General features: G+C 48.2%; 2 protein-coding genes. Both read right to left on the reverse strand.

Features of this window, described 5'->3' with window-relative positions; translation table 11 throughout:
* Positions 1-84: 84 nt before the first annotated feature.
* Positions 85-624 (reverse strand): hypothetical protein, encoded by a 540-nt coding sequence (locus ACTHS3_RS13670; protein WP_141748406.1) that lies wholly within the window; start codon positions 622-624, stop codon positions 85-87.
* A 147-nt stretch (positions 625-771) separates the two neighbouring features.
* A partial coding sequence (locus ACTHS3_RS13675) for a glycine cleavage T C-terminal barrel domain-containing protein (RefSeq protein ID WP_440368213.1) occupies positions 772-1,230 on the reverse strand: 459 nt, incomplete at its 5' end.

The following is a 1,230-nucleotide window of genomic DNA, read 5'->3' on the forward strand; positions in this document are numbered from 1 at the left end:
AACGTATTTCAGTTCTGCTGGGATGTTGCTCATGGTTTGATACTCCATTGATAGGGGGTTATTTTCAGACGGCATCTGCACAGCTTAGCGTGCGCAGATACCTCGTGAGATTAATTCTTCCAAGCGTCCGTAATAGACGGCAATCATATTGTTTTTATCTTGTTCCAATTTTTGCTTTTGGGCGGAAGGAAGTTTAGGGGATGCTGAATAATCCAAATATGCTTCGTTTATCTTGCGCTTGTTACTTGCCATTACGCCACTTGCGCGGAATACAACGATTCCTTGTTTGGACCTCATATTGTCTGCAACGGTAACCTTCAGACCCTTGCTGCGGTAATCTGCACAAATGCCTGTAACAGCCGATACTTTATCCACTTCAACTGTTCCTGCATAACGGCTGAACGCAAACAGGGTAAATGATTTCGCTTGCGACAACGATTTCAGGTCGGAAGCACGGCTTCTACCCTTATTATCTTGCACGGCAATACTCAAATCATCATTCATGCGGATAATATCAAGAGCATATTCTCCGTCTATCATCACCTCGCCGGCAATCTTTCCATTGCTGCCGACAGTTTTCATAAATGTTGCAGTACGGGATTTTCCTTCTGTATCGAAAAACATCAATCCGCGCTCGCCGGCAGACGAAGCGCAAGCCGATAACATCAATAACAACAATAAACTGCCAAAGGTTGCTTTCATAGGAAACAACAATTCCTTAAAACCTACTTTCAGACGTCCCTTAACAAATAAAGGCCGTCTGAACCGATATTAATCAAACTGTTTCTGTCCGTTGCGTACAAACGGCAGCTTCAGTACGCGTACGTCCACTTCCTTGCCGCGCATCAGCACTTTGGCGGTATCGCCGTCAAAGTCTTTCGGTACGCGTGCGATGGCGATGGATTGTTTCAGGCTGGGCGAGAATACGCCGCTGGTGGTTTCGCCTTTGCCTTTATCGGTCAACACTTCCATATGCGCGCGCAGGATGCCGCCTTTTTCGAGCAACAGGCCGACCTGTTTCACGGCAACGCCTTTTTCTTTCAATGCCAACAAGGCAGCTTTGCCGACGAAATCTCGGTTTTCGTCTTTCAAGTCAACGGTCCAACCCATGCCTGCTTCGAGCGGGCTGGTATTGTCGTCCATATCGTTGCCATAGAGGTTCATACCGGCTTCCATGCGCAGGGTGTCGCGTGCGCCGAGGCCGCAAGGCTGTACGCCTGCTGCTTGCAG

Source organism: Neisseria sp. P0009.S007 (genome assembly GCF_051962515.1).

Coding starts and splice junctions, on each gene's coding strand:
- ACTHS3_RS13670 (WP_141748406.1), bottom strand. CDS start 624: ATGTTTTTCGATACAGAAGGAAAATCCCGTACTGCAACATTTATGAAA.